This window comes from Citrobacter sp. wls716 (assembly GCF_005280975.1).
In the GTDB taxonomy this organism is placed as follows: domain Bacteria; phylum Pseudomonadota; class Gammaproteobacteria; order Enterobacterales; family Enterobacteriaceae; genus Citrobacter; species Citrobacter youngae.
This window is the reverse complement of sequence record NZ_SZWX01000049.1, coordinates 335,729-356,320: the sequence shown is the minus strand read 5'-3', so window position 1 is coordinate 356,320 and position 20,592 is coordinate 335,729. Positions and strand designations below refer to the sequence as shown.

The following is a 20,592-nucleotide window of genomic DNA, read 5'->3' as shown; positions in this document are numbered from 1 at the left end:
TTTATGTCGCGGGTGCAACCTGTTGTTGCACGCCGCGCTTCAGGCGACCATAGATCAGCAGTGATGACATCGCGGTAAAAGACAGTAGAGCCGCAGGGATCGTGACGTAGTTGTAGGCAAAACCCAACGTCAACATTAAGCCGCCGAAGTAAGCGCCAATTGCGCTACCCAGATTAAAGGCCATTTGCCCACCGGCCGCCCCCAGCAGTTCACCGCCCTTCGCGTTTTGTAGCAGTAAAATTTGTAGCGGTGCTGATAGCGCAAACAGACCCGCGCAGCAAATAAAGGCGAACGTCAGCGAGGCGGTTTTGATGCCGCCGAATGCAAACAGCAGCAGCAGGGCCAGTACAATCACAAAATCAGTTACTACCGCAATGCGTAGCGGCGTGTAGCGACCAGACAGTCGACCGCTCAGCAGGTTGCCCAACACCATCCCCAGCCCAACCAGCATCATGATGAAAGTCATCAGCGTTTCGGAGAAACCAGAGATGTACATCATGTAGGGTTTTACGTAGCTGAACCAGGCAAAAACACCGGCGTTCCCAAACATGGTGGCGGAGAAAATGAGCCACGGTGCGGGACTTTTCAGAAAGTGAAATTGCTCGCGTAGCCTGCCTTTTGCTTCGTCGCGGAGGTTGGGTACCCAAAACATAACCGACAGAATAACGGCGATGTTAAACACGGCAATCAGCAGAAACGTGTAGCGCCAGCTAAACGTCTGACTCAGCCAGGTGCCAATGGGAATGCCAATCAGATTGGCGACGGTCATGCCGGAAATCATACCCGCCACGGCGGCGGTAACTTTACCAGGGCGCGCCAGCTTTGACAGGATAATCGCGCCGACGCCAAAAAATGCTCCGTGTGGAAACCCGGAGACCAGTCGGCCTACCGCCAGCATAAAATAGCTGGAAGAGAGGGTGAAGATGGCATTACCGACGACACAGAGTGTGACCAGAAACAGCAGAATATGCTTAAGCGAAAAACGATTGGAAAACACGGCAATAATGGGTGCGCCGATGACAACGCCAAAGGCGTAAAACGAAATCATATGGCCAGCATCGGGGATGGAAATGCCCACGTTACGCGCCAGTTCGGTTAATACGCCCATAATGCCAAACTCGGCCATGCCCAGCCCAAACGTCCCGAGGGCTAAAGAGAAAATGACTTTTTTCATACTACCTGCCAACAATAAAGACGCAGGATGTGCGCCACAGCGCTGAATGCTCGCCGCCAATAAAGGGATAGCTTGCGGATAAGAAAAAGAGATTGCCATTTCATATCCGTCTTTGTGTATTCACGATCGTGCTATGTATTATGCCGGATGGTGCTTACGCTTATCCGGCCTGTGAAACCACACCCACAGGGTGATTACTCTACCGCAAACATCTTGTCGAGTTTGCTGTAACCTAATCCATTGATTTTTTTAACCTTGATTTGCACGGGAATACGTTCTTTCATCGCTTCAACGTGGCTGATCACGCCAATGGTCTTGCCAGTGGCGTTCAGGGCATCCAGCGCGTCGAGGGCGGTATCCAGCGTTTCACTGTCCAGCGTGCCGAAACCTTCGTCGAGGAACAGGGAGTCAATACGTGTTTTGTGACTGACCAGGTCGGACAGCGCCAGCGCCAGCGCCAGGCTCACGAGGAAGCTCTCGCCGCCGGAGAGCGTGCGGGTATCACGCACGGCATCGGCTTGCCAGGTATCCACCACTTCAAGTTCCAGCGCCTCACTGGCCTTGCGTTGCAACAGATAGCGACCATGCAGACGGGTTAACTGGTTGTTGGCCAACCAGACCAGGTTATCCAGCGTCAGTCCCTGGGCAAATTTGCGGAATTTATCACCTTCTTTCGAGCCGATCAGCGCATTCAGGTAACCCCAGTCTTCGACCAGCAGTGAGGCCTTTTCAATCTCTTGCATCAGGGTCTGCTGCTGCTGGCGGTTTTCGGCATCCTGCCTGAGCTGCTGGCGAATTTCGCCCTGGCGTGTGGTGTTATCCCGCAGTTGTTGCGTGAGCTGCGCCAGTGCATCGCGAAGATAGTCCACGGTGAGTGTGAGATCCGCGCCGGCAGGCGGTTGCTGCTGATGCGTTGCCAGTGCCTGCTGGGCCTGATTAACCAGCGTTTGCGCCTGCTGTCGCTGGCCTTCCAGTGATTGCTTCAACTGCTCCAGGCGATTAAAGGTCTCTTCGTCCAGCAGGGCGGCAATAAAGGCGTCGCGATCGGCAAAGATGCTGGCCTGCAATGCGGCATCAAACTGCGCCTGGATTTCCGCGGCGCGCTGAACGTCCTGCGCCTCCTGCTGTTGCAAGGTTTGCCACTGTCCCTGTAAAGAGAGGCAATCGTCGTGCACCTGCCGCCAGTTTTCCAGCGACAAATCCTCAATGTTTTCAGAAAGCGCCTCGGTTTCAGGCAGCGTTTCCAGCAATGGCGCAAGCTGTGCCATTTTCGCCTGGAGCTCGGTCAGTTCATTTTGGCGACGCTGCCACATCTGCGCTTCGCCCACACGTGCGTTAAGCCAGGCGGTGATATCGTCATCGGCAGGAAGCGACAGACCGTAGCGGGCTAATTCAGCGAGAAGCGTAGTCTGCCGCTGTTCAATATGCAGTTGAAGCTGGGTTATCTGTTCGGAATGTGCAGTAATTTGTGCCTGCAGGGCATGACGCAGGCTCAACTGGTGAAGCTGTTGTTCGTGTTCTTCCTGGGCTGCAAGCCAGGGGGCGATATCATCCTGCGGTTGCAACGTTATGTTCAGACTGGTAGTCAGCGTCTGCCACTCTTTAGTAAGTGCTTGCTCCTCCTGAGAAAGCGTCTGTACCTCGCGTTCATCGCGCTGTAGCTGTTGGGTTATCGCGTCGAGCTGCCCGCGTAGCGTTGACCCCTCATCGGCCAGCGTTTTGACCTCTTTTTCTAATGCCTCACGCCGCGCCTGATTGACGCTGAGTTCGAGGGTCTGATAGTGCTCAATGGCCGGATGTGTCGTGGAGCCACAAAGCGGACAAGGCTGTCCGGACTGCAGTAAAGCACGCTGGCTTTCCAGATCTTTAATCCGTGCTTCCTGTTCGCAGAGCGTTTTCACATCGGTCAGATGCTGATTTTTATCTTTATAGCGCTGACGTTTTTCTGCCAGGGCCGCGTTGCGTTGTGCTTGCTCCTGCTGGCGCTGCTGAATTGTGGTGCGTAGCTGTACCAGTTGTTTTTGTTTCGGCGCAATTTGTCCATGCAGATTGCTCAGTTGCTGGCGTAATGGACGCAACTGTGAGTGCTGCGCCAGCGCTACCGTGACCTCTTGCGCGCTAAGGGCCAACGAGGGAAGCGGCAGTGCATCCAGCTTGCGCACGTCGCTGTCGCGTAGTTTTTGCCACTGACGTAGCTGCTCGTTAGCGTCAGATTGCTGTGCCAATAGCGCTTTCCATCCTGCCAGTTCGCTGCTCCATAAGCGGAAACGGTCATGTTCGTTCAGCCAGTCGGTTAGAGCCTGCTGTTCGGTGAGCAGGGTCGCCGACTGTTTTTGTGCCTGCTGACGGATGCGCCCGCGCAGCGCTAAGCTGCTTTGTAAGCGAGTATTCACTTCCTGAATATTCTGTCGTGTTCGGCGGAGCGTGGCGGATTGTTCCTGAATTCGCTCCCAGTACGGACGCAATGCTCTGGCGGGATGTGCCAGGCTGAGTGTCGCCAGCTGCGGTTGTGCTTTATCTTGCGCCTCTTTTGCGGTCTGTAATGCTTGCTGGTGGCGGCTTACTTCTGCCTGTAGCTCATTTTGTCGGATGAGCCAATTAAGATGCTGTTGCTGGATTTGCTGACGGGTAAGATGCTGTTTTTCTTCGTCAGTAAGTACCTGCAAACTTTCTGTCAGAGACTGTACCTGCTCTGGTGCTAACAGCGCCACGCCGCTGGCCTGGGCCTGCAGTTTTTCCAGCTCCGTACGCGCTGTTTTGTGCTTTTCAAACACCATGGCGGAGATTTGGCCGTAAATCTCTGTGCCGGTCAGCTCTTCCAGCAGTTCGGCGCGCTCTTTCGGTTTGGCATTGAGAAATGCGGCAAACTGGCCCTGAGACAGCAGCATCGAGCGGGTAAAACGGCCGTAATCCAGCCCGGTAAGCTCGGCGGTCATTTCCAGCTTGTCTTTAACTTTATCGGCGAGAATTTTGCCATCGGCGCAACGAGCCAGTTCGACACGCGGAACCTGCAGGTTACCTTCTGGTTGATTGCGCGCGCGGTTCTGGCTCCAGAATGCGCGATAGGCTTCGCCTCTGACTTCGAATTCAACTTCGGCCAGACATTCCGCCGTATCGCGAGTCATCAGGTCGTTTTGCGACTGCGATACGGTATTGAGTCGTGGTGTTTCGTGGTACAGCGCGAGGCAAATGGCGTCCAGCAGGGTGGTCTTCCCGGCACCGGTTGGACCGGTGATGGCGAACAGCCCGTTGCTGGCAAAAGGCTCTGCCGTGAAATCAACTTTCCATTCCCCTTTCAGAGAGTTGAGGTTTTTCAGACGCAGGCTGAGAATTTTCATGCTTCGGTCTCCCCGGCGAGCGTGTGTAAGGTTGTGCTAAACAGCTGATTCAGGCGCTCACGCTGTGGATCGTCGAGTTCTTCCAGTGCCAGACGGCGGTCAAACACCTCCGTCACGCTTAATTCACTCAACGTTTCACGTCGTTCATTGGCCATGATGCGCTCGCGTTGTTCACGACTACGACGCACCAATAAGACTTCTACCGGTAAGTCTTCGGTCAGAGTCTGGATTTTGCGCTGCATATCATGCAGATAGTCATCGGTCGCGATTTCTATATCTAACCACACCGGCGGTTCCTGTTGCGTGCCACGCCATTGTTCCAGCTGTGCGCTAATTGTCGCTAAATCGCCTTTCAATACGGCAAGTTGTTGGGTTACTGGTACGATGAGGTTTTCAACGGCGCTCAGCTTACCGTTTTCAAAGCTCACCAGGTGGACGCATTTGCTTTTGCCGCACTCGTCAAAACTCAGTGCAATCGGGGAGCCGCAATAGCGAATATGTTCCGTACCGCCGATGACCTGTGCCCGGTGAATATGTCCCAGCGCGATGTAATCCGCCGGTGGGAAATTTTGTGCCGGAAAAGCATCCAGCGTCCCAATATAAATATCGCGTACGGCGTCACTTTTACTGGCGCCGACGGTGGTCAGATGCCCTGTCGCAATAATTGGCAGATTCTGGTCGGCACGCAGCGCGCAGGCGTCCTGATATTGCTGTTGGTAATAGTCGGTGATCGCCCCCAGCAGATGCTGCTGTTTTTCTTGCCCGGTCAACCCAGCCTGGCTGGTAATGATGTCGCGCGGACGTAAGAAAGGAACCGGACACAGGATAGCCCCCGGCGTGCCGTCGCGTTGCGGCAGTACCTGCGGCGCATGGCCGGCGCTGGCAACGACCGTGGTGTTGAGGAACGCCAGAATATCGCGGGATTCATTGAGTGTGGCAACGGAGTCATGGTTTCCTGCCAGCACGACCAGATGACAGCCGGTTTGCTGCAGATTAACGACAAAACGGTTATACAACTCGCGGGCGTAGCTTGGCGGTGAACCGGTATCAAAAATATCACCTGCCACAATAATGGCATCCACCTGATGGGATTGTGCCGTTTCCAGCAGCCAGTCGAGAAAGGCCTGGTGTTCAGCGGCGCGGCTCTTGCTGTAGAAATTTTGGCCCAGATGCCAGTCAGACGTGTGAAGGATGCGCATAAGAGTTCCATGACAAAAAAACGATGGCGGAGATTATAACCTTGCAAGGACGGTAATATCTTGTTTCCGGGCTGTCATAATTCGCCTGGCTGCGTTAAACCTGGACTATCTTTTCATAAATCTGTCATAAAAGTGACGCATAATGCCACGGTATTGATGGCAAACGATTTAATTATAAACAGGGCAAATCATGGCGAGACGTATTCTGGTCGTAGAAGATGAAGCTCCAATTCGTGAAATGGTCTGCTTCGTGCTCGAGCAAAACGGTTTTCAACCCGTAGAAGCCGAAGACTATGACAGTGCTGTGAACCAACTTAATGAACCCTGGCCGGATCTCGTCCTGCTTGACTGGATGCTTCCCGGCGGCTCGGGTCTACAGTTTATTAAACACCTCAAACGGGAAGCGATGACGCGGGATATCCCCGTGATGATGCTGACGGCGCGCGGTGAAGAAGAAGACCGTGTGCGGGGTCTGGAAACCGGCGCGGATGACTATATTACTAAGCCGTTCTCTCCGAAGGAGCTGGTGGCGCGTATTAAAGCCGTTTTACGACGTATTTCCCCCATGGCGGTGGAAGAAGTTATCGAGATGCAAGGGCTGAGTCTTGACCCTACCTCGCACCGTGTGATGACCGGCGAGGATCCACTGGATATGGGACCCACCGAATTCAAATTGCTCCATTTCTTTATGACCCATCCTGAGCGTGTCTACAGCCGCGAGCAATTACTCAATCATGTGTGGGGGACCAACGTATATGTAGAGGACCGGACGGTCGATGTGCATATTCGCCGGTTGCGTAAAGCGCTGGAGCATAGCGGACACGATCGTATGGTGCAGACGGTACGCGGGACGGGATATCGCTTTTCGACCCGCTTCTGACTGCAAGTAATAAGGGCCTGAGGGATTAGGCTGTAAATGGAGTAAGACGTTTGCTTGAACGATTGTCATGGAAAAGGCTGGTGCTGGAGCTGATCCTCTGCTGCATACCGGCTTTTATCCTTAGCGCTTTTTTTGGTTATCTACCCTGGTTTTTACTGGCGTCGGTAACGGGCCTGCTTATCTGGCATTTCTGGAATCTATTACGTTTGTCCTGGTGGCTATGGGTCGACAGAAGTATGACGCCCCCGCCGGGGCGCGGCAGTTGGGAGCCGCTGCTGTACGGCCTGCATCAAATGCAATTGCGTAACAAAAAGCGCCGTCGCGAATTGGGTAACCTCATTAAACGCTTTCGCAGCGGCGCCGAATCACTGCCCGACGCAGTGGTGCTAACCACCGAAGAAGGCGGGATTTTCTGGTGTAACGGACTGGCACAGCAGGTTTTAGGGTTACGCTGGCCGGACGATAGCGGGCAAAATATCCTTAATCTGCTGCGCTACCCGGAATTTACGCTGTATCTGAAAACACGCGACTTTAGTCGGCCAATTAATCTGGTACTCAACACCGGACGGCATCTGGAAATTCGCGTGATGCCCTACACCGATAAGCAACTGCTGATGGTGGCGCGTGATGTTACGCAGATGCATCAACTGGAAGGTTCCCGACGTAACTTTTTCGCCAACGCCAGTCATGAGCTGCGCACGCCGCTGACGGTGCTGCAAGGCTATCTGGAAATGATGCAGGAGCATCCGTTGGAAGGGACAACGCGCGAAAAAGCGCTGCATACCATGCGTGAACAAACGTACCGTATGGAAGGGTTAGTGAAGCAACTGCTAACGCTGTCAAAAATTGAGGCTGCGCCGACGCTGCAACTGAATGAGAAGGTCGATGTGCCCATGATGCTGCGCGTGGTTGAGCACGAAGCGCAAACGCTGAGCCAGCATAAACATACGTTTACTTTTGATGTTGATAACAGCCTGAACGTGCGGGGTAACGAGGAGCAGTTGCGTAGCGCTATCTCGAATCTCGTCTATAACGCGGTGAACCACACCCCTGCGGGAACGCACATTACCGTACGCTGGCAGCATGTGGCCTCGGGGGCGGAATTTTGTGTGGAAGACAACGGTCCAGGTATTGCCGCCGAGCATATTCCACGCCTGACCGAGCGTTTTTATCGCGTAGATAAAGCGCGATCGCGGCAAACGGGCGGTAGCGGACTCGGGCTGGCCATCGTTAAGCATGCCCTGCATCATCACGACAGCCGTTTGAATATCGACAGCGAACCAGGCCAGGGAACGCGATTTAGTTTCGTGATCCCGGAACGTTTAATTGCCAAAAATAGCGGTTAAAACGTATTCGTAAGTTTATCTTTCCAAAAGCCAGCGCGAGCTGGCTTTTTTTGTTGTAGTCAATAAATAGCTCCTGAATTTTACGACGGTTGATTGTTTTTTGTTCGCATGATTACCCATGTCTTTTTCCAGGGAATGGTGTTTTGTGCTGGTTCAATTTTTCATATCACTATATTGTTCTGGTTTTTAGATCCCACCTTGCTTTAAAACGTTATAAGCGTTTAAATTGCGCATCAAATGCTGTCATACCGACTGCATTTACGCGGTAAATCGAAAAACTATTCTTCGCCGCGCCAGGCCGGGAGAATTTCCCGCTGGAATTGCTTAAAAATGCCGCTGTATCATCCCGCAGGGAAAGGCAGAAAATTAAACGTTTTCAACACCACATCCACAGGCAGTAAGACTTTATGACCCATCAGTTAAAATCGCGCGATATTATCGCACTGGGATTTATGACATTTGCACTGTTCGTTGGTGCAGGTAACATTATTTTCCCCCCAATGGTTGGTTTGCAGGCAGGCGAGCACGTCTGGACCGCGGCCTTTGGCTTCCTGATTACCGCCGTAGGCCTTCCGGTACTTACCGTGGTCGCATTGGCGAAAGTGGGCGGCGGTGTGGACAGCCTGAGCACGCCTATCGGTAAAGTTGCCGGTCTGCTGCTGGCTACCGTCTGCTATCTGGCCGTGGGGCCATTATTCGCCACGCCGCGTACCGCAACGGTTTCGTTCGAAGTTGGGATTGCACCGCTGACCGGTGATTCTGCGCTGCCGCTGTTCATCTACAGCGTGGTGTACTTCGCGATTGTGATTCTGGTGTCACTGTATCCCGGCAAACTGCTGGATACCGTGGGCAACTTCCTTGCTCCATTGAAAATTCTGGCACTGGTTGTGCTTTCCGTGGCGGCGATTGTCTGGCCAGCGGGCCCGATCAGCAATGCGATGGAAGCCTATCAAAACGCGGCATTCTCGAATGGCTTTGTGAACGGCTATCTGACGATGGATACGCTGGGCGCGATGGTATTTGGTATTGTTATTGTTAACGCCGCCCGCTCGCGTGGCGTTACCGAAGCGCGTTTGTTGACCCGTTACACCGTCTGGGCTGGCCTGATGGCGGGCGTGGGTTTAACGCTGCTGTACCTCGCGTTGTTCCGTCTGGGTTCAGACAGTGCGACGTTGGTCGATCAATCTGCTAACGGTGCGGCAATTCTGCATGCGTATGTTCAGCACACCTTCGGTGGTGCAGGCAGCTTCCTGCTGGCGGCGTTGATTTTCATCGCTTGCCTGGTGACTGCGGTTGGCCTGACCTGTGCGTGCGCTGAATTCTTCGCGCAGTATGTTCCGCTGTCTTATCGTACGCTAGTGTTTATCCTTGGCGGCTTCTCGATGGTGGTTTCTAACCTGGGCCTGAGCCATCTGATTCAGATCTCTATTCCGGTGCTGACGGCTATCTATCCGCCATGTATCGCACTGGTTGTATTAAGCTTTACCCGCTCATGGTGGCATAATTCTTCCCGCGTCATTGCACCTGCGATGTTTATCAGCCTGATTTTTGGTATCCTTGATGGCATTAAAGCTTCTGCAATTGGCGATGTCTTACCAGCCTGGACCCAGCGTTTACCGCTGGCGGAGCAGGGGCTGGCGTGGTTGATGCCAACAGTCGTGATGGTGGTCCTGGCCGTTATCTGGGATCGCGCAGCGGGTCGACAAGTGACCTCCAGCGCACACTAATATCACTGACAATAAGTTTTAACCACGGGGCTATTAATATGGCCCCGTGGTTTTTTTATTGTGTTAACAGGTTAGGAATCGATGGAAAGTAATAACAAGCTAAAGCGTGGGCTGAGCACCCGGCACATTCGCTTTATGGCATTAGGTTCAGCAATTGGTACCGGGCTGTTCTATGGTTCAGCCGATGCCATCAAAATGGCGGGGCCGAGCGTGTTGCTGGCCTATATTATCGGCGGCGTGGCGGCGTATATTATTATGCGTGCGCTGGGCGAAATGTCTGTTCATAACCCGGCTGCCAGCTCTTTCTCGCGCTATGCGCAGGAAAACCTCGGACCGTTGGCTGGTTACATTACCGGCTGGACCTACTGTTTTGAAATCCTGATTGTCGCCATTGCCGACGTGACTGCCTTTGGTATTTACATGGGCGTCTGGTTCCCGGCCGTACCGCACTGGATTTGGGTACTCAGCGTAGTGCTGATTATCTGCGCCATCAACTTGATGAGCGTGAAGGTGTTTGGTGAGCTGGAGTTCTGGTTCTCATTCTTCAAAGTTGCCACCATCATCATCATGATTGTTGCCGGTTTCGGTATCATCATTTGGGGGATTGGCAACGGCGGGCAACCGACCGGCATCCATAATCTGTGGAGCAACGGCGGCTTCTTCAGCAACGGCTGGCTCGGCATGGTGATGTCGCTGCAAATGGTGATGTTCGCTTACGGCGGGATTGAGATTATCGGGATTACCGCAGGCGAAGCCAAAGACCCGGAAAAATCTATTCCGCGCGCTATCAATTCCGTACCAATGCGTATCCTGGTGTTTTATGTGGGGACGTTGTTCGTCATTATGTCTATCTACCCGTGGAACCAGGTCGGTACCGACGGTAGCCCGTTCGTTATGACATTCCAGCATATGGGCATTACCTTTGCAGCCGGGATCCTCAACTTTGTCGTCCTGACTGCGTCGCTGTCGGCCATCAACTCTGACGTCTTCGGTGTGGGGCGTATGCTGCACGGTATGGCAGAGCAGGGCAGTGCTCCGAAAATGTTCGCCAAAACGTCGCGTCGTGGCGTGCCGTGGGTAACAGTGATGGTGATGACCATCGCGCTGTTGTTTGCGGTGTATCTTAACTACATTATGCCGGAAAACGTCTTCCTGGTGATCGCTTCGCTAGCAACGTTCGCCACGGTTTGGGTGTGGATTATGATCCTGCTGTCGCAGATCGCCTTCCGTCGTCGTCTGCCGCCGGAAGAGGTCAAAGCGCTGAAGTTTAAAGTACCGGGTGGGGTAACGACGACCGTTGTTGGCCTGATTTTCCTGGTCTTTATCATCGCTCTGATTGGCTATCATCCGGATACCCGCATTTCGCTGTACGTCGGTTTTGCGTGGATTCTCCTGCTGCTTGCAGGCTGGGTATTCAAACGCCGTCGCGAGCGCCAACTGGCTGAAGTGCAGTAATTTTTTTACTGGGTGGTAATGTTGGTTCGTAGTTGAATTTGGCAATTGCTCTTTATTTAAAAAACGAAGTTGAATAATCAACTTCGTTTTTTATTTGTATAAACATGGTAAATGTTTAGTGTTTAATAATGAAAGATAATAATCATTTTCTTTGTTTGCCATCAAACTATTATGAGCGTTTTTTGAAAGTTTGATGAGGGTTTTTATGTTATTTTTCTGCTGATTTATGGTTTTTATATGCCTTCTTGTAAAGTATAACTATTATTTATTATTAATGAGATTAAATGAGGATCTTTATGGGTATAAATGATATTCCAGCAGACTGCTCTACAAAGAGTAGAACTCATAATAACCCTGGAGTTAGGGGTAATAGTATATGTGAGGTTTCTGTCTTTAACTCTAAAACTAACAAATTAGTTGGAGTGGCAAATAGTGGACAAACACCCACAAATATTAGTGGTTTAATATCACAAGGACCACGGCCATTACCACAGGCCGCTATAAAGAAGGCCAGTATAGCGATTTGTGTGCCGAAACCTTCACCAGGAGCGGTACGCGCGCAGGCGTCGGTGCAGACTCGCCCGCAAGTGCCGCCCCGTACAGATGTGCATAAGCAGGCGTCGGTGCAGACCCGCCCGCAGGTGCCGCTCCGTACAGATGTGCACAAGCAGGTGTCGGTGCAGACCCCTCCGCAGGTGCCGCTCCGTACAGATGTGCATAAGCAGGCGTCGGTGCAGACCCGCCCGCAGGTGCCGCTCCGTACAGATGTGCACAAGCAGGTGTCGGTGCAGACCCCTCCGCAGGTGCCGCTCCGTACAGATGTGCATAAGCAGGCGTCGGTGCAGAATACCCCACGGCCTGCACCCCCTGGAGCAGAAGACTTGCGGAGGTCGGAGTTAAAACGTGAAGTTCTTCTACAGCCAGAAACAAAGGTAATGAGTAATCCAAAGAACCATGTAGCGAAAAATGCAACTATTCAAGCGGAGAATGTCGCTAAGGTAAAAAACGACGTTGTAAAGAAAAATAGTGTTCCAGAAAAAAAATCACTTAAGAATAAAATCCTGCAATTTTTTAGTATTCACCACAGCAAGGATGCCTTGCTAAATCTGGAACAGAGAAAAGCTTTAGCTTATGAAAATAGGGACTTAATTAATAAAGGTGTTAGGAATATTCTTGCTCTCGATGTATCTCAAAGTAATGGCTCAACACGTCTTGAAGCATTTGGGGTTTTTAGGGGGGCGCATCTCGAAGCCAATAACACTAAAACATATTTTCAAGAAACCATAAATAAAATGGCTGAAGGTAATGGAGAGCTGTTTAATGGTGGTGACGATGTAGTTGCTTTCTTTAATATATTCAAATATGCCATCAATCAGGCATACACTGAAATGAAAAGTGGTCAAGACAAGGAGACAGCCAGGGATGCTTTCAACGAAATGGTGTCATTGCTCGGTTCAATGCAACAGCATTTTGCCAATGCCGATAAAAATACCTATAACTTTAATAATGTAGCGCAAGTTATGTTCAGTGGTATGCCTGAAGCGCTCTCCCATCTAAATTTGGAAAAGCCTACTTTCAATTTGCCTGATGGCCAATAAGTATTCATTGTTTACCGGGTAGTCTGACGTTACCCGGTAATTTTCTCCTCCCCCGCACTCCTCCCCCAATAAACGTTAAGATGATGAGTGATCCTGTACTTCGCTATGGCAAGGTGTCGTCATTATCATCAAAGGGGATACGTGATGTTGAACGCCTGGCACCTTCCGGTTGCCCCATTTGTGAAGCAAAACAAAGATCAACTGACGATTACGTTATGGCTGGCAGGGGAAAATCCTCCTCAGCGGGTGACGCTACGCGCGGAAAACGATAACGAAGAAATTTCTCTGAGCATGCACAAACTGCGTAGCCAACCGCAGCCGGGCGTGAACGCGTGGCGAGCGGCGATCGATCTTACCAGCGGGCAGCCCCGCCGACGCTATAGCTTTAAATTACTCTGGCGCGATCGCCAGTTGTGGTTCACCCCGCAGGGATTCAACCGCTTTCCGCCTGCACGTCTGGAGCAGTTTGCTGTTGATGTACCGGATAACGGTCCGCAGTGGGTTGCCGATCAGATTTTTTATCAGATTTTCCCGGATCGCTTTGCCCGCAGCCAGTCGCGTGAAGCGACTCAGGATAACGTCTATTACCACCACGCGGCCGGACACGACATCGTGCGGCGCGAATGGGATGAACCGCTTACGGCTCAGGCCGGTGGTTCGACGTTTTATGGCGGAGATTTGGACGGCATCAGCGAGAAACTGCCGTATCTGAAGACGTTAGGGGTAACGGCGCTGTATCTGAATCCGGTGTTTATCGCGCCGAGCGTACATAAATATGATACTGAAGATTACCGCCATGTTGATCCGCAGTTTGGCGGCGACAGGGCGCTGCTGCGCCTGCGTCACAACACGCAACAGCAGGGCATACGGCTGATTCTGGACGGTGTCTTTAACCATAGCGGCGATTCGCATGCCTGGTTTGACCGACATCATCGCGGGACGGACGGGGCGTGCCATAACCCACACTCCCCCTGGCGCGACTGGTACCATTTCTCTGATGATGGGGTTGCGCTGGACTGGTTGGGGTACTCAAGCCTACCCAAACTGGACTTTTCCTCTGAAAGCCTGGTAAATGAAATTTATCGTGGCGAAGACAGCATTGTTCGCCACTGGCTAAAAGCACCGTGGAGTATGGACGGCTGGCGTCTGGATGTCGTGCATATGCTGGGAGAGGCCGGTGGCGCACGTAATAACTTGCAGCATGTCGCCGGAATTACGCAGGCGGCGAAAGAAACCCAGCCAGAGGCGTATGTGGTGGGTGAACATTTTGGCGATGCGCATCAGTGGTTGCAGGCCGATGCGGAAGATGCCGCCATGAACTATCGCGGTTTTACTTTCCCCCTCTGGGGATTCCTCGCCAATACCGATATTTCATACGACCCACAATCTATTGACGCTCAGACCTGTATGGCGTGGATGGATAACTACCGCGCGGGGTTGTCGCATCAGCAGCAGTTGCGGATGTTTAATCAGCTCGACAGCCACGATACCGCCCGTTTTAAATCTCTGCTTGGTAAAGACGTTGCACGGTTACCGCTGGCGGTGGTGTGGCTGTTTACCTGGCCTGGCGTGCCCTGTATTTACTACGGCGACGAAGTGGGGCTGGATGGAAATAACGATCCTTTTTGTCGCAAACCGTTCCCGTGGCAGCCTGAAAAACAGGACGCTGACCTGCTGGCGTTGTATCAGCGTCTGGCCAAATTACGTCACCAGATCCAGGCGCTACGCCACGGTGGGTGCCAGGTGATTTACGCCGAGGATAACGTGGTGGTGTTTGCACGCGTGCTAAACCGCCAGCGCGTGTTGGTGGCGATAAACCGCGGCCACGCTTGTGAAGTCGTGCTGCCAGCCTCACCGTTGCTCAATGTCAGTCAATGGCAGCACAAAGAGGGCAAAGGCCAACTCGTCGATGATATCCTGACGCTGCCCGCAATATCGGCTTCAGTCTGGATGAGTCATTGATACAAGCGCGCAATTTCCCCACTGGCCAGCAGCGCGTCTCGCCACCAGCGCTGCGCCAGTCCTTCGCTACTATTGCGCCATGCCATATAGGCGACATCTTTTTGACGAAATGAGATAACCTTCTTTTCCACCAGTTCACCGCTGGCAATCCATGGGCTGGCAATGTGGCGGGGGAGAAATCCGCAGCCCATTCCCGCCCGCAGCAGCATCACCTTACTGTGGAAATCATCGACGCGAATTTGCGCCTGTTCATCCATCAGGTTGGTCTGTAATGGGTGGCAAAAGCGAGCGCTGTCGCTGATAACAATCGCCCGGTGCAGACACAATTGCTCATTCGTCAGGTCATCAGGCGCGCTCGCCAGCGGGTGTCCTGGGGCGACGACAAAGACATTGTCCAGCGTGCCGAGCATTTTGTAGGACCAGGCCGCTGACGTTGGTGGTTCATTAATCGCCCCCAGAATGATATCTGCTCCATTATGGGTCAGCTCCTCCCATGAACCCGCCAGCGTATGGTGGGTGAAGTTGAGACGGGTCTGTTTATTAAGTGCATGAAATTCATCAATAATAGGTAGCAGCGCGGCAAAGGGAAAAGAATCATCGAGCGCTATTGCCAGCTCCTTTTCCCAGCCGGAACTTAGCTGTATTGCCTGCTTTTCGAGATCTTTTGCCGCACTCAGCAGTAGACGCCCTTTTTCCAGCATCATCCGTCCGGTGTCGGTGAATTTTGCCCGGTGTCCGGAACGGTCAAGCAATTCGATGTTCAGATCGCTTTCCAGCTTCTGAATCATATAGCTGAGTGCCGCAGGGGTTTTAAACAGCGATTCGGCCGCCGCAGCAAATGACCCCTGTTTGTCGAGTGCGTCGAGGATCAGCAGAACATCCAGATTGAGGCGCATAAGCAGAAAATATCCTGAAAATTAAACCTCTCTGTTTTACCGAATGGAGAAAAACAATGCCAGTGAATAAATTAGATGAGTCATGCGCATTTTTTTGATGTTGTTTAGGATATATCGCAACACAGAACGAATAGTTTCACAGGACGGTAAGTTTTCTTTAATAACTCGTTAGAAATTTCCCGCTATACTCAACAAGCTTTCTGATTCAGGATCCTGCTGCTGACGGCAGATACAGACCGTTACCTTTTAACTTATTGATTAAGAAGGTGTGCTATGTCTATTCGGGAACTGATTGACCCTCAAAACTCTACGCTAATTTTTATTGACCATCAGCCGCAAATGTCATTTGGTGTGGCGAATATTGATCGCCAGACATTGAAAAATAATACCGTGGCATTAGCCAAAACCGGGAAAATATTCAATGTTCCAGTAATTTATACTTCAGTAGAAACGAAAAGTTTTAGCGGATATATCTGGCCGGAATTGTTAGCTGTTCATCCTGATGTGAAACCGATTGAACGCACCTCGATGAACTCCTGGGAAGATGCAGCCTTTGTTAAGGCGGTAGAAGCGACCGGGCGTAAAAAACTGATTATTTCCGCGTTGTGGACCGAAGTGTGCCTGACCTTCCCGGCGCTGATGGCGCTGGAAGCGGGCTACGAAGTGTATGTGGTAACAGACACTTCAGGCGGCACGTCCGTGGATGCCCATGAGCGTTCTATCGACCGCATGGTACAGGCAGGTGCCGTACCTGTAACCTGGCAACAGGTTCTTCTTGAGTACCAGCGCGACTGGTCCCGCAAAGAAACCTACGACGCCGTTATGGATCTGGTACGTGAGCACAGCGGTGCCTACGGTATGGGCGTGGATTATGCCTATACCATGGTGCATGGCGCGCCGGAACGTAAAGCCTGAATACACGCCATCTTTCATGTTGCCTCTTTGTTGGCTTAGTTTGCGTACCCCGGTCACTGACTTATGTAAGTGACTGGGGCTACACAATCTTGCCGCCTCGATGTTTCACGAATAATTGTGTATTGCTTTCATGGCTTAAGCAGGTCAATTTCCCTTTAGCAAGGAACCTTTCATGGCGCAGAACAAACATGTGACGTTGGTAATTACTCACACCCTGCGGCCTGACCAGGCGCAGCGTTATGAGCAGTGGTTGGGGAAAATCATGCCGCTGGCCGCCGAGTTTCCCGGACATCTTGGGGCGAATGTCATTCGACCCACAGATGGACAAAACCTGTGGAACATCATCATTCGCTTCGACACCCTTGAGCATCTGTATAACTGGACTCAATCTGATACGCGCCGGGAGCTGGTTGAGGAAATTGCGCCGCTGCTGGCCGAAGGCGATAAAACAGAAGTGCGCACCGAAGCGGCCTTCTGGTTTACGCCACCAGCCCCCCATGTACGTCAGCCCAAACGTTGGAAGCAGTTTTTGATAACGCTGCTGGTGATTTTCCCCAGTACCAACCTGGTGCCGTGGCTGACCGGTATTCTGCTGCCTTCAATGAAAGGCTCGTTACTCCTGCATCTGATTAATGATGCCTGTGTGGTTGCGCTGGTGGTCTGGTTGTGGATGCCCATCGTAACCCGTCTGTTTGCCGGATGGCTGAAAAAAGCCTGACCGGTTTCTCAGGAGATTGTTATGTCTCAAACTGCCACACTGATTCTGACTCACGGAAAAATTCATACTCTCGAAAAGCAAAGCCCGCAGGTAGAGGCGGTGGCGATCGCTAACGGGAAGATCCTCGCGACGGGTAGTCACGATCGGGTAATGAGCTTTGCGACCGACGGTACGCAGATTGTCGATCTGCAGGGACACACCGTGATCCCGGGTTTAAATGATTCGCACCTGCACCTCATTCGCGGTGGGTTGAACTACAACCTGGAGCTGCGCTGGGAAGGTGTCCCATCGCTCGCAGATGCGCTGCGCATGCTCAAAGAGCAAGCCGATCGGACGCCGTCTCCGCAATGGGTGCGGGTGGTCGGCGGCTGGAGCGAGTTTCAGTTTGCCGAACGGCGCATGCCAACCCTGGAAGAACTGAATGAAGCTGCTCCGGATACCCCGGTTTTTGTTCTGCATCTCTACGACCGGGCTTTGCTGAACCGCGCTGCGTTGAAAGCCGTCGGCTACACCAAAGCGACGCCGGATCCGGCGGGCGGTGAGATTGTGCGTGACAGCAACGGCAATCCAACCGGAATGTTGATAGCCAAACCGAACGCCATGATCCTCTATTCGACGCTGGCGAAAGGGCCAAAACTGCCGTTAGAGATGCAGGTTAACTCGACCCGCCAGTTTATGCGTGAACTGAACCGACTGGGGCTGACCAGCGCCATCGATGCCGGCGGCGGCTTCCAGAACTACCCGGAAGATTACGAGATCATCGAGCAACTGCACGCGAACCAGCAGATGACGGTGCGTATTGCCTACAACCTGTTTACCCAGCGTCCGAAGCAGGAAGTGGAAGACTTTGAGCGCTGGACGGATATGCTCAAACCCGGGCAGGGAACCGATTTCTATCGTGCTAACGGGGCAGGGGAAATGTTGGTCTTCTCGGCGGCTGACTTCGAAGATTTCCTGCAGCCACGCCCGGATTTACCGGAAGGGATGGAAGAGGAACTGGAGCGCGTGGTGCGCCACCTGGTGGAACATCGTTGGCCGTTCCGCCTGCATGCCACCTACGATGAATCCATCAGCCGCATGCTCGACGTGTTTGAGAAGGTGAACCGTGACATCCCGTTCAATGGCCTGCACTGGTTCTTCGATCACGCCGAAACGATTACTGAACGCAACATCGAGCGGGTAAAAGCGCTGGGCGGTGGCATTGCAGTTCAGCACCGTATGGCATTCCAGGGCGAGTATTTTATCGATCGCTATGGCAAAGAGGCGGTTAAACATACGCCGCCGGTGGCGAAAATGCTGGCGGCTGATGTGCCGGTTGGCCTGGGTACCGATGCTACGCGCGTGGCAAGTTACAACCCGTGGACAGCGTTGTACTGGCTGGTATCAGGACGCACCGTTGGCGGTATGGCGATGTATGATGATAACAACCGTCTGGCGCGCGATGTGGCGCTGGAACTGTGGACAGCAGGCAGTGCCTGGTTCTCCAGCGAGCAGGGTAAGAAAGGGCGTATTGAAAAGGATCAACTGGCAGATCTGGTGGTGCTGTCAAAAGACTATTTCAGCGTGCCGGAAGAAGAGATCAAAGGCATTGAGTCGGTGATGACGATTGTCGACGGCAAGGTTGTTTATGCCGCCGGACATTTCACCCCGCTGGCACCGCCGGCCATCCCGGTTGTACCTGACTGGTCGCCGGTAGTGAAGGTGCCGGGGCACTATCGCTCAGCGCCGCCGGTTGCCGCGAAGGTTGGGGCAATGGTGCAGATGCATCAGTGCTGTGGCAGCTGCGGCGTACACGGTCATCAGCATGATATAGCGCGTAAATCGGGTATTCCTGTGTCAGATGACCGGGCCTTCTGGGGTGCGCTCGGTTGTTCCTGCTTCGCGTTTTAACGGACGGGTCAGTGCCAATAAAAAAGGCCCGCACTAGCGGGCCTTTTTTCGATTCATGCCAATTACAGGCTGGAAACGTTTTCAGTCAGGTATTTTGCTACGCCGTCCGGAGAGGCGTTCATACCTTCTTTACCTTTTTCCCACTGTGCCGGGCAAACGTCGCCGTGTTCTTCGTGGAACTGCAGCGCGTCAACCATACGCAGCATTTCGTCGATGTTACGACCCAGCGGCAGGTCGTTAACCACCTGGTGACGAACAACGCCGTTAGCGTCGATCAGGAAAGAACCACGCAGAGCAACGCCCGCTTCCGGGTGCTCGATGCCGTAGGCTTTCTGGATTTCGCGTTTGATGTCAGCAACCATTGCGTATTTCACTGCACCGATGCCGCCTTTGTCGACAGGGGTGTTACGCCATGCGTTGTGGACAAATTCAGAGTCAAAAGAAACGCCAACCACTTCAACGCCACGTTTCTGGAATTCTTCGTAACGCTTGTCGAATGCGATCAGTTCAGACGGGCAAACGAAGGTGAAGTCCATCGGCCAGAAGAACAGAACGGTGGTTTTACCGTTGGTATGCTGTTTGAAGTTGAAGTTATCAACAATCTCACCGCTACCCAGTACCGCAGCTGCTGTGAAATCCGGAGCCTGACGAGTTACCAGTACCATATAATTCTCCTGCAAAGTTAAGGGGTTTTTGGAACGCAACGCGGGCCAGTATAGAGAGTGTTCGGGAATAAGACAAAGAGGCGCTGGCAATCAATGAGACAGGTTTTGTCTATCAATCTTTTGCCGGATGACGGCTACTGCTTATCCGGCGCGTCATGCGGGCTACAATCAAAGGGTTTTACGCCGCGCCTGGTCCATCATTTGCGGATAAAACTGCCAGAATCGTTCTTCTAACGCATCGTAATGCGTATTGAGGTCATACCATGAGTCGCGCAGGGCACCGAGACGTGGACGGCGGCTGGCCATGCCGTTCAGGACGTTCTGGATAAAATCCATGTCCCGGTAGCGCTCAAGCCATTTCTCTGACCATATATAGTTGTTCAGATTAATAAAGCGCGGCGGTGATTCTGGCAGAATAGTGGCAACCTGGGTGTGCGCGTAGCGCACAAAATCCGTCAGCGGGAAATCGGGAGAGATTTCCGACCAGTGGCGCGACAGAAAATGATCCCACATGACGTCCAGTGTAATCGGTGCGACGCGACGCGTTTCGCTACGAAACCACTCCTTGGCTTCACGCACCTGTGGCAGGTTATCGGTCATTACGTCGATGCGACGGTGCATGAAGATGCCTTCCACCACGTCGGGCGAATAGTGCGTTTGGGGATTACCCCGGACAAAATCGGCCAGCAGATTGCCGGAAAGCGAGCTATCGGCAAGGTGGGCCAGATGCAAATGTGCAAGAAAATTCATATCCACTTCATCCTTCAAACTGCCTCTTTGTTAGCTGCCTTCACTCACCCCAGTCACTTACTTGAGTAAGCTCCGGGGA

At 52.7% G+C, this 20,592-nt stretch carries 15 protein-coding genes; 9 read left to right on the top strand and 6 right to left on the bottom strand.

The features are described from left to right. Position 1: 1 nt before the first annotated feature. From araJ to sbcD, 3 genes are all read right to left on the bottom strand, one after another. Entirely contained in the window at positions 2-1,174 is a 1,173-nt protein-coding gene (araJ, locus tag FDX24_RS18030; RefSeq protein WP_137364749.1) for an MFS transporter AraJ, read from the bottom strand. Between the two features lie 194 nt (positions 1,175-1,368). After that, complete coding sequence (gene sbcC, locus FDX24_RS18025) at positions 1,369-4,512, bottom strand: exonuclease subunit SbcC (protein ID WP_137364703.1); 3,144 nt, start codon at positions 4,510-4,512, stop codon at positions 1,369-1,371. Then, positions 4,509-5,711, bottom strand: a complete 1,203-nt coding sequence (gene sbcD, locus FDX24_RS18020) for an exonuclease subunit SbcD (protein ID WP_137364702.1) — start codon at positions 5,709-5,711, stop codon at positions 4,509-4,511. Before sbcD ends, sbcC begins: the two co-directional genes overlap by 4 nt. 190 nt (positions 5,712-5,901) lie before the next feature. On the opposite strand from sbcD, the gene phoB reads away from it, so the two are divergent. The 6 genes from phoB to malZ all read left to right on the top strand — a co-directional run bounded on the left by phoB (position 5,902) and on the right by malZ (position 14,679). Further along, entirely contained in the window at positions 5,902-6,591 is a 690-nt protein-coding gene (gene phoB / locus FDX24_RS18015) for a phosphate response regulator transcription factor PhoB (protein WP_003021496.1), read from the top strand. Positions 6,592-6,641: 50 nt separating this feature from the next. After that, complete coding sequence (phoR, locus tag FDX24_RS18010; protein ID WP_061067408.1) at positions 6,642-7,937, top strand: phosphate regulon sensor histidine kinase PhoR; 1,296 nt, start codon at positions 6,642-6,644, stop codon at positions 7,935-7,937. 407 nt (positions 7,938-8,344) lie between these two features. Beyond that, positions 8,345-9,664: a branched-chain amino acid transporter carrier protein BrnQ gene (brnQ, locus tag FDX24_RS18005; RefSeq protein WP_040232748.1), complete on the top strand. Its 1,320-nt coding sequence runs from the start codon at positions 8,345-8,347 to the stop codon at positions 9,662-9,664. Positions 9,665-9,745: 81 nt separating this feature from the next. Next, a complete protein-coding gene (proY, locus tag FDX24_RS18000) occupies positions 9,746-11,119 on the top strand; it encodes a proline-specific permease ProY (RefSeq protein ID WP_048212450.1) in 1,374 nt (457 codons plus the stop codon). 296 nt (positions 11,120-11,415) lie between these two features. Next, a complete protein-coding gene (locus FDX24_RS17995) occupies positions 11,416-12,717 on the top strand; it encodes a hypothetical protein (protein ID WP_137364701.1) in 1,302 nt (433 codons plus the stop codon). A 144-nt stretch (positions 12,718-12,861) separates the two neighbouring features. Then, positions 12,862-14,679 (top strand): maltodextrin glucosidase, encoded by a 1,818-nt coding sequence (gene malZ / locus FDX24_RS17990; protein ID WP_137364700.1) that lies wholly within the window; start codon positions 12,862-12,864, stop codon positions 14,677-14,679. Here the strand turns inward: malZ and FDX24_RS17985 are convergent. After that, a complete protein-coding gene (locus FDX24_RS17985) occupies positions 14,673-15,575 on the bottom strand; it encodes a LysR family transcriptional regulator (protein ID WP_061067412.1) in 903 nt (300 codons plus the stop codon). The genes malZ and FDX24_RS17985 overlap by 7 nt on opposite strands. Before the next feature lie 273 nt (positions 15,576-15,848). On the opposite strand from FDX24_RS17985, the gene FDX24_RS17980 reads away from it, so the two are divergent. The 3 genes from FDX24_RS17980 (at position 15,849) to FDX24_RS17970 (ending at position 19,098) form a co-directional block, all read left to right on the top strand. Continuing rightward, positions 15,849-16,490, top strand: a complete 642-nt coding sequence (locus tag FDX24_RS17980) for a hydrolase (protein WP_048212446.1) — start codon at positions 15,849-15,851, stop codon at positions 16,488-16,490. Positions 16,491-16,662: 172 nt separating this feature from the next. Further along, positions 16,663-17,208 (top strand): antibiotic biosynthesis monooxygenase, encoded by a 546-nt coding sequence (locus FDX24_RS17975; protein ID WP_005125120.1) that lies wholly within the window; start codon positions 16,663-16,665, stop codon positions 17,206-17,208. A 21-nt stretch (positions 17,209-17,229) separates the two neighbouring features. After that, on the top strand, positions 17,230-19,098 hold the full coding sequence (locus FDX24_RS17970) for an amidohydrolase (RefSeq protein WP_048212445.1): 1,869 nt from the start codon (positions 17,230-17,232) through the stop codon (positions 19,096-19,098). A 62-nt stretch (positions 19,099-19,160) separates the two neighbouring features. Here the strand turns inward: FDX24_RS17970 and FDX24_RS17965 are convergent, their stop codons facing one another. Continuing rightward, positions 19,161-19,763 (bottom strand): peroxiredoxin, encoded by a 603-nt coding sequence (locus FDX24_RS17965; protein WP_048212444.1) that lies wholly within the window; start codon positions 19,761-19,763, stop codon positions 19,161-19,163. A 168-nt stretch (positions 19,764-19,931) separates the two neighbouring features. Then, a complete protein-coding gene (gene acpH, locus FDX24_RS17960) occupies positions 19,932-20,513 on the bottom strand; it encodes an ACP phosphodiesterase (protein ID WP_137364699.1) in 582 nt (193 codons plus the stop codon). Between the last annotated feature and the right edge of the window lie 79 nt (positions 20,514-20,592).